At 68.5% G+C, this 7380-nt stretch carries 9 protein-coding genes; all 9 read right to left on the minus strand.

Annotated features, from left to right (window positions below; translation table 11 throughout):
- Nucleotides 1-562: 562 nt before the first annotated feature.
- Nucleotides 563-733 carry a DUF5908 family protein gene (locus tag AC1D12_RS19080; RefSeq protein ID WP_156154813.1) on the minus strand — a complete coding sequence of 57 codons (171 nt, stop codon included), beginning with the start codon at nucleotides 731-733 and terminating at the stop codon, nucleotides 563-565.
- Between the two features lie 8 nt (nucleotides 734-741).
- Entirely contained in the window at nucleotides 742-1353 is a 612-nt protein-coding gene (locus AC1D12_RS19085; RefSeq protein ID WP_477842228.1) for a phage tail protein, read from the minus strand.
- Nucleotides 1353-1811, minus strand: a complete 459-nt coding sequence (locus AC1D12_RS19090; RefSeq protein WP_047505134.1) for a phage tail protein — start codon at nucleotides 1809-1811, stop codon at nucleotides 1353-1355. The genes AC1D12_RS19085 and AC1D12_RS19090 overlap by 1 nt, the downstream gene beginning before the upstream one ends.
- A 66-nt stretch (nucleotides 1812-1877) precedes the next feature.
- Complete coding sequence (locus AC1D12_RS19095; protein ID WP_477842230.1) at nucleotides 1878-3506, minus strand: phage tail sheath family protein; 1629 nt, start codon at nucleotides 3504-3506, stop codon at nucleotides 1878-1880.
- A gap of 33 nt (nucleotides 3507-3539) precedes the next feature.
- Entirely contained in the window at nucleotides 3540-4382 is an 843-nt protein-coding gene (locus AC1D12_RS19100; RefSeq protein ID WP_477842232.1) for a hypothetical protein, read from the minus strand.
- Nucleotides 4379-4957: a Pvc16 family protein gene (locus AC1D12_RS19105; RefSeq protein ID WP_477829187.1), complete on the minus strand. Its 579-nt coding sequence runs from the start codon at nucleotides 4955-4957 to the stop codon at nucleotides 4379-4381. The genes AC1D12_RS19100 and AC1D12_RS19105 overlap by 4 nt, the downstream gene beginning before the upstream one ends.
- 94 nt (nucleotides 4958-5051) lie before the next feature.
- A complete protein-coding gene (locus AC1D12_RS19110) occupies nucleotides 5052-5465 on the minus strand; it encodes a response regulator (protein WP_082004333.1) in 414 nt (137 codons plus the stop codon).
- 86 nt (nucleotides 5466-5551) lie between these two features.
- Nucleotides 5552-6235: a response regulator transcription factor gene (locus AC1D12_RS19115; RefSeq protein WP_477842234.1), complete on the minus strand. Its 684-nt coding sequence runs from the start codon at nucleotides 6233-6235 to the stop codon at nucleotides 5552-5554.
- Between the two features lie 40 nt (nucleotides 6236-6275).
- Complete coding sequence (locus AC1D12_RS19120; protein WP_477842236.1) at nucleotides 6276-7076, minus strand: sensor histidine kinase; 801 nt, start codon at nucleotides 7074-7076, stop codon at nucleotides 6276-6278.
- Nucleotides 7077-7380 lie beyond the last annotated feature (304 nt).

Raw genomic sequence — 7380 nt, forward strand, 5'->3', positions numbered from 1 at the left:
CTTCGGGGGTGCATCGGCAAACTCCCTCCACTCACTTCGTTCGTTGTGGTCAAACACAGCCGATGAGTCAGTTCACGAAGCGCGCTGGCGCGCGCCACCCCCGAAGCCGAYCTTCTCCGTCGCYCCAGAAGTCGCCCCCACAGCCTGCCCCCGGCCGCYCCGCCCACGAACCGCGAGTGTTCGACGAACGAGCCGGTAGCCCGGGTGACAACCCGGGAMTYMACCYTCATTTGTTCGCTTGTCAAAGKCGAAGKACCRGGGYGRTGGCSCAAAGGYGCGTGGGGGAGGCCGTGGYGCGYCAATRAGGACGKRGCGCCGGAGCTGGCTGGTTTCATGGCCCGCGTGCGCCAGCACGCTTCGTGMACTGACTGTCGCMCACTGTTTGACCACAACGAACGAAGTGAGTGGCGGGAGTTTGGGCGACGGGCCTTGAAACCAGTCAGCGCAGGGTAGTCAGCGCCCCGCCAGGGGCGATGACCGCGGAGGACGGCGCGCCACGGCCTCCCCCACGCGCCTTTGCAGCACAGAAAGTCGAAGGAGAAACGAAGTGACCGATAAAACATCACCGCTCCTTCTGCGCCCGCATCTGCTGCGCGAGCCACGCCTTGCACTCCGACAGCAGCTGCTCACGCAAGCGCTGCAGCTCGGCCGACGAAACGCCCTGCCGCTGCGGCGCCACGGGAGCCGCATGGACCTGCGAACGGATCAGCAGTTGACGCACCTCGATGCTCATCGGAGTCCTCAATACATCCGGTTCGAACGGGCATAGGCCAGCTCGATCTTCTCCATCGCCACCTCGTTGCGGGTGGACTGGAACCCGTCGATCTCCCACTTCACCGGCCAGGCGTTCTCCACCGTCCAGCAACGCAACGGATCGCCCGCCGCATCGAGCAGGAAGACGTGCACCAGCAACGCATCGATCGGCTTCACGAAACCGCCGTCCAGCACCTGCTGGCACCACTTCACCAGGCGCGACTCCTTCGCCGCGATGCCCCGCTTCAGCACCAGCCGCGGATGCTTGATCGACTTCGGCAACACATGCGCGAAACCGTTCAGCCCACCCTCGTTCACCGTCTCGGTCTCGATCTCGGGACCGATCCCGCTGACCTCGCGGAACGCACCGTCCGAATCCTTCGGGTTCGCACCGAACGAGACCGAGAAATGGAACGCCACCGGCGGATAGAAGCCCTGCGTGACACGCAACTTCGCCTTGGCCGCCTGCAAGGCCTGCGGCGTGATGCCGCCGCCGGCCACGCCACCGCCCGTGCGGGCCGCCGGCGCGCGCGAGGGCCCCGGGGGAAGCGGCGGCGCGGGTGGCGGCAGCGGCGGTGCCGCGGGGATGCCCTCCGCCATCAGGCGTTGGCGATCGTGAGCCCCTCGTGTGCGATCACGATGGTCTCCACCGCCACCTCGTTGCCTTGCGCCTTCAGGTCGGTGCCGGTGATCTTGGTCGGCCAGGCGTTCGTCAGCGTCCACACCATCGTCGCAGCACCTGCTTCATCGAGCAGGCTGATCGTCACCGGCTTGCGCTTGATGACGTTCATCTTGATCTCGTTGAACCAGTCCCACAGCTTGTTGTCGGACTTGAAGACGCCCTTCTTCATCGTCACGTCGCTGTACTTCTTCATGCCGGGCATCTTGATCACCGAGAAGGCCGGGCTGTCACCGTGCCGGTACTCGATCGGCTGCGCCTCCACGTCGAGGCCGGAGACTTCCTGGAAGTGCATTTCCGCCGCATCCCACTTCACCGAGAAGCGGAACTTGGGAAGCGGCCACACCGTGGTCGATTGCGCTGATCCGTCGTCTGCCATGGTCTGCCTCCTGAAGGGTCAAATGATGATTCGTGAAGCTTGTCGAAGATCGCCACCAACGCGCGATCACGACTTCTGCATCTGCTGCTGGAAGGTGATCTCGATGAACTCGGCCGGGCGGCTGATCGCCACCAGCACCGTCACGCGCAGRATCCCCTCGAGGATGTCCTCGGGCGTCATCGTCTCGCCCAGCCCCACGTGCACGCTGAACGCGTCGTCCGGCACCGCGCCGGCCAGGCCGCCGCGCTTCCAGATGCCGGTCAGGAAGTTGGTGACCATGCTCTTGATCGTCACCCAGGTGTTCGACACGTTCGGCTCGAACACCATCGCCTTGGCCGCCAGGCGGCACGACTCCTCCAGCATGATCATCGTGCGCCGCACGTTGATGTAGCGCCAGTCCAGGCTGTTGCCGTCCAGCGTGCGCGCGCCCCACACCAGCACGCCCTCGCCGATGAACGAACGGATCGCGTTGATCGACTTGCCCTGCGTGGTGACGTTCAGGTCCTCCTGGTCCTCGTGCGAGATCGTCACCGCCGGCGACACCACCCCGTTCAGGCTCACGTTGGCCGGCGCCTTCCAGACGCCGCGCGTGTTGTCGACCATCGTGTAGATGCCCGCCATCGCCGGCGACGGCGGCATCAGGTTCAACCGGTTGYGCGCCTCGGCCATGATGGTGTTGAACAAGGTGCTCGACGCGCCCAGGCTCTTGTTCAGCAAGGCCTTGTGCGTCTCCACCGCCACCTTCAGCGCGGCCGGGTCGAGCAGCTTCTTCTTCTCGTCGTCACTCTTGTCCGAGGCGTTGATGTCGGTCGTGATCTCGGTCGTCCACTGGTCGTCGGTCTTGCTCACGTCCTGCACCGCCTTCCACTGCTGCGCGGTGCGCGCCGGCGTCTTCGGGTCGAGCTGCGCCGGCAGCGCCAGCTCGGCCATCAGCAGCTGGATCAGCACGTCGGGGTTGGYGACGCGGGTGTAGTCCAGGTCCTTGTCCTGCACCACCGTCGTGTTGACCCACGGGTAGTACGCCGTCGCGAAATCGAGGAAGTTCACGCCCAGCGCACCGCGGAAGCCCTCGATCGGGTCGACGCCGGTCGCGTTCTTGCGATCCAGGTGCCCGCCCCACACGTCGAGGATCGCGACCCGGCTGCGCATGCGCCCGCCGCAGTGCTGCAGCATCGCCTGCTGCACCGAGATGCAGTCCTTGGCCGACAGCAGCACCGCATCGGGCACCACGACCATCGTCGGCTCCTGCTCCTTCACCAGCGGCTCGATGCCGGCCATCAGCTTGTCGGGCTCGATCAGCGGCGTCTTGTCGTACTCGCCGACCGACACCACGTAGCACGGGCCGCCGCCGTTCTGGAAGAAATGCAGCATCCCGTAATACAGCAGGAAGCGGCCGCCTTCCTTGCCGTCGGCCTGGGTCAGCAGGAACTCCTTGTCGCCGGCCTTGAAGGCGGCGACCTGGTTCGGATCGGTCTTCTCGGCGATGCCGAACTTCGGGTCCGGCCCGAAGCCGAAGTACTGGTGGTACTCCGCCATCGAACCGATGCGCCACGGTTTCATGTTCAGCGACTTGCCCGCGTTCTCGGCGCGCTGCGTGTAGCCGATGAAGGCCGGGACCGCGGTGGCCACCTCGACCACCGAGTTCGGAAAGGCATTCTTCTCGACGATATAGACGCCGGGGGTCTTCATAGCCATTGCGGCCTCCTCTGCGGTTAGAGCCTGTAAACACTAGCGATGCACATGGATCTCGGAGACCAGGCGGCTTTCGCCGCCGATCTGCTCACGGGCCAGGAACTGCGCTGCCGCCACCGGCAGACGCTTGACCAGCACCTTGTCGCCGCCGCGCTGGCGGCTGCGCAACTGGAATCGACGCTCGCTGCGCTGCGCGAGCGCGATCGGCGCCCGCGAACGGATGGCCACGAGCGGCGCGCCGTTGTCGAGACGGTCCGGCGCGGGTTCGTCGAACTCGACGCCGCTCGCCAGGTCGACGACCTGCAGCTGCGGCTCGGGCCACTCGCCGTGCAGGCAGTATTTCCACACCGTCGCCCGCGCCGCGAGCCGCACGGTGTAGTGCAGCGGTGCCGGCGGCAAGGCCGCCAGCGGCACGCGCAGCACCGCGAGCGGCGGCATCAGGCGGGCGCCGCTGCCCGACGCGTGCCCGAGCGACTGCGACACCAGCGGCCAGGTCAACGGGCGCACCTCGGCCTGCGAGACGGTCTCGCCGGCATGCAGGCGGGAGGAGGACGAAACATCGGACGATGCATCGCCGGCATCGAACCACAGCAATTCGCCGGGCCACTGCGCCGGGTTGTCGGTGCAGGTCGGGAAGACCTCGTCGGTGGCATGCACCTGCCACGCGAGCACCGCCTTCGGCACCACCGACAGTGCCTGCGCCGGGCCGAACAGCGCGAGCGCGCTGCCGGTGTGGCGCTCGATCGCGTCGGTCGCGCGCAGCCACCATGCGGTGTCGCCGGCCGGCACGAAGCGCAGCCCGCGGCATCGCCCGTCGGCGAAGAAGCCGTGCTCGAAATCGACGCGCAGCAGCGGCAGGTACGGGCCCATGTCGATCATGCGGAGGCTCCCACGCCGGCCTGCGCGCGGCGCACCACCGGCAGCTGGGCATCGAACTGGCCGGCATCGAAGGTGACCATGCGCATGCGGTACAGCACCGACGGCAGGTAGCGCCCGCTGAACAGGCCCCACAGGTTGCTCAGGTCGCTGACGCTCAGGTTCTCGATGTCGAGCGTGAGCTTGTCGATGCGCGGATCGAGGTCGGGCGTGTTCTGGTGGTCCAGCACCGGCCACGACTGGAAGTGCGCGATCGTGCTGGAGATGAACTTCAACGCCTCGGTGTAGTTCGACGCGCTGAAGTTGGCGGCGAACATCACCAGCAGGTTCAGCGACACCGGCAGCGGCTGCCGCGCATGGCGGCCCTCGCCCGCGCCGGGCCGCGAGCGGGGGCTGGGCGTGGTGTCGCGCTCGATGTTGACGAGGAACACCGCGAGCTTGTTGTTGATGTTCGCGGCGACGCCGCCATCCGGCTCGTACAGGCTGGAGACGACGACCAGCTCTTCGCCCAGCTGGAACGAGCGCCGCAAGGCGTTGTTCAGCTGGCTGGCGACTTGCGAGATGGCCGCGTCGATCATGGAGGTTCCGGTGGGGCGAGTGGTGAAGGAATGCCCCGACGATAGGGACGCACGCGGCCCGCGCCCATCGGTCAATCTCTGAACTTGGACCTCTTCATTGCTGAGACGCCGGTGGCCAGCGGCTGATGTCGCCGTGCACGGCGTGGATCGCCTGCGCAAGCACGGCGAGCGGTTCGTCCTTCAGCACGTAGCCACGCGCGCCGGCAGCGCGCATCGCGTCGATGATTGCCGGCTCGTCGTGCATCGACAGCACCAGCACGCGCAGGGCCGGGTGGCGCGCCAGCAGCGCAGCCAGCGCGGTCGGCCCGCCGCCGGGCATCTGCACGTCCATCAGCAGCACGTCGGGGTGCACGCGCGCCTGCGCGAGCCAGGCCTGCAGCGCCGGCACGTCGGGCGCCTCGCCGAGGATCTCGAAGCCTCGGCGTGCCAGCAGCTCGGCCACACAGGCGCGGTAGGCCGCGTGATCATCGGCCAGGTAGAGGGTCAAAGGGCGCGCGGCAACTCCCATCGTGGCGCTCAGCGTGAACCGCCGCGGCCCGCCGCGCCATCAGGAAACGGCTGATACGGGCCGGTGCGGAAGCTGAGCCTGCCCGCTCAGGACGGCGTGCGCGCGCCGCTGCGCCACGGCTGGTCGAGCGAGCTGAGGCCCTCGCACAGCGCATAGCGGGTCAGCTCGGCGAGGCTGCTGATGTCGAGCTTCTGCATCACATGCTCGCGGTGCGTCGCGACGGTCTTGATGCTGACGTGCAGCCGGTCGGCGATCTGCTGCGTCGACAGGCCTTCGGACAGCAGCTGCACCATCTCGCGCTCGCGCGGCGTCAGCGCCGCGGTGCCGCCCGCCGCCTGCGGCTGGCCGCGGMTGCGCACTTCCTTGACGACCAGGCCGACCAGTTCGGCACTCAGGTGCACCTGGTCGGCCATCGCCTTGCGGATGGCCAGCGCGAGCTCGTCGTACGAGCAGTCCTTCAGCASGTAGCCCGAGGCGCCGGCCTCGAGCACCGCGAGCACCATGCGGCTCTCGGCATGCACCGACAGGCACAGCACGCGCACCGACGGGTCGTCGGTGCGGATGCGGCGCGTCGCCTCGACGCCGTTCAGGCCCGGCATCGACACGTCGGTGACGACGATGTCCGGCCGCAGCTCGCGCGCCAGGCGCACCGCGCCCAAGCCGTCGTCGGCCTGGCCGATCAGCTCGATGTCCTTCTCGCGCGCCAGCAGGGCGCACAGCCCGTCGCGCATGATGCGGTGATCGTCGGCCAACACGATGCGGATGCCCATGGTCGTTCCTTCGATGCGTGTGCTGTCGGTGCGCCGTCGTTCAGGCCGCGGCGAGTGCCGCCGTGCCCACCGCATTCGGCAACAGGATCGTGATGCGCGTGCCCAGGCTCGCCGCGGACGAGATCTCCAGCCGCCCGCCGATCGCCTGGATCTGCGCCTGCGTGCTGGCCAGCCCGAAGCCGCCGGTACGGCTGAAGACGCCGCGCGAGGCATCGGTTCGGAAGCCGACGCCGTCGTCGGCGACGCACACCTTCAGGCAGCGGCCGTCGCACCACGCGGTGATGCTGACGCGCGCCGCATGCGCATGCTTCTGCACGTTCAGGCACAGCTCGCGCACGCCGCGGAACACGACGGCGAGCACGGCCTCGGGCAGGCTGAGCGGTGGCATCGCGCCATCGAAGCTGACCTGCAGGCGGCTGTCGGCGGCAAGGCGGTCGGCCAGGCTGCGCAGGGCCTGCTCGAGGCCAAGGCGCAGCACCGGGCTGCTGAGGTCGAAGGTGGCGGAGCGCGCAGCGCGCGACGCCTGCGCCAGCAGCGCGCCGATCTCGTCGAGCAGCGCCGTCGCCTCGTCGCCCGGCGGGCTGTCGCGCAACGCACCGAGCTTGAGCCGCGCGAGCGTCAGGAACTGGCCGATCTCGTCGTGCAGGCCGAGTGCGATGCGCTCGCGCTCGCGCGCCTCGGCGACGGTGATCTCGTAGGCCAGCGTGCGCAGGTGGCTGCGCGCGGGCCGGGCGAGCTGCCGCGGCAGCGGCCTGGGGCGGATGCGACCCCGCGCCGGACGACACCCACGACAGCCGGCCCCCGGCTGCAACCGGACCGACGGCTCGACACGTGTTCTCATTGTTCGCTCCCTGGCGATTTGTTGGCGCCCGCAGGCGGCCGCCCTTTGTCGGACAGCGAAACGATTATGGACACGCGAAACGACTTGCGACAGCGATGCCCCGACGCGCTTCAGCAGTTTTCAGCACGCTTCAGGAGGCGCAGCCGCAAGCCGTGCTCAGGCCGTGCAACGGCGCAGGTTCTCGCGCACCGCCGCGGCGATGGCGGTGCGCGTGGCGCGGCGCACGCCGGCCTCGTCGAGACGCTGCGGCAGGCGGGCCGCCTCGGTGCAGACGCGCTCCAGCGCATCGAGTGCGAGGCGCTGC

It is taken from the genome of Rhizobacter sp. P1_G5 (genome assembly GCF_056405435.1).

Coding starts and splice junctions, on each gene's coding strand:
- AC1D12_RS19080 (WP_156154813.1), bottom strand. CDS start 733: ATGAGCATCGAGGTGCGTCAACTGCTGATCCGTTCGCAGGTCCATGCG.
- AC1D12_RS19085 (WP_477842228.1), bottom strand. CDS start 1,353: ATGGCGGAGGGCATCCCCGCGGCACCGCCGCTGCCGCCACCCGCGCCG.
- AC1D12_RS19090 (WP_047505134.1), bottom strand. CDS start 1,811: ATGGCAGACGACGGATCAGCGCAATCGACCACGGTGTGGCCGCTTCCC.
- AC1D12_RS19100 (WP_477842232.1), bottom strand. CDS start 4,382: ATGATCGACATGGGCCCGTACCTGCCGCTGCTGCGCGTCGATTTCGAG.
- AC1D12_RS19105 (WP_477829187.1), bottom strand. CDS start 4,957: ATGATCGACGCGGCCATCTCGCAAGTCGCCAGCCAGCTGAACAACGCC.
- AC1D12_RS19110 (WP_082004333.1), bottom strand. CDS start 5,465: ATGGGAGTTGCCGCGCGCCCTTTGACCCTCTACCTGGCCGATGATCAC.
- AC1D12_RS19120 (WP_477842236.1), bottom strand. CDS start 7,076: ATGAGAACACGTGTCGAGCCGTCGGTCCGGTTGCAGCCGGGGGCCGGC.